The sequence below is a fragment of the Shewanella sp. UCD-KL21 genome (genome assembly GCF_001957135.1).
Lineage (GTDB): Bacteria > Pseudomonadota > Gammaproteobacteria > Enterobacterales > Shewanellaceae > Shewanella.
In genome coordinates, this window is record NZ_MPHK01000074.1 from 1 (window position 1) to 734 (window position 734).

The 734-nt window shown below is 44.0% G+C and carries 2 tRNA genes and 1 rRNA gene; all 3 read left to right on the forward strand.

Annotation, left to right across the window (positions count from 1 at the left end):
* Positions 1-236, forward strand: a 16S ribosomal RNA gene (locus BM739_RS19905); the annotation flags it as partial.
* A 73-nt stretch (positions 237-309) separates the two neighbouring features.
* Positions 310-386: transfer RNA gene (locus tag BM739_RS19910), tRNA-Ile, on the forward strand.
* A 63-nt stretch (positions 387-449) separates the two neighbouring features.
* A tRNA-Ala gene (locus BM739_RS19915) sits at positions 450-525 on the forward strand.
* Positions 526-734: the final 209 nt, after the last annotated feature.

Sequence of the window (734 nt, forward strand, 5' to 3'; positions counted from 1 at the left end):
TTGGAGTCTGCAACTCGACTCCATGAAGTCGGAATCGCTAGTAATCGTAGATCAGAATGCTACGGTGAATACGTTCCCGGGCCTTGTACACACCGCCCGTCACACCATGGGAGTGGGCTGCACCAGAAGTAGATAGTCTAACCTTCGGGAGGACGTTTACCACGGTGTGGTTCATGACTGGGGTGAAGTCGTAACAAGGTAGCCCTAGGGGAACCTGGGGCTGGATCACCTCCTTACCTATACGACTAACTTAATGTTTGTTGAGTGTTCACACAGATTACTTGATAGAAAGAAAGAGCAATATACGTTGGGTCTGTAGCTCAGCTGGTTAGAGCGCACCCCTGATAAGGGTGAGGTCGGTGGTTCAAGTCCACTCTGACCCACCAAAATCTTCATTTCTCCTAAGCGAAGATTTTGTATTAACGTATTTTGTTTTACTGCATGTAAATGGGGCTATAGCTCAGCTGGGAGAGCGCCTGCCTTGCACGCAGGAGGTCTGCGGTTCGATCCCGCATAGCTCCACCATTTACATCTTCTCAATAATTTGAGTCGACATATGCAATTAAGAGATGCCAAAGATAATCTAACCATTATCTTTGGCTTTTTTTAGCCCGTTCTTTAACAATTTGGAAAGCTGATAGTATTTAATACGATGATGTCTGTCGTTGTATTAATTACAAATCGTATTATTGGGAAATTAATCCTTTTCTAATAATACATTGAGTTCTCAAAAC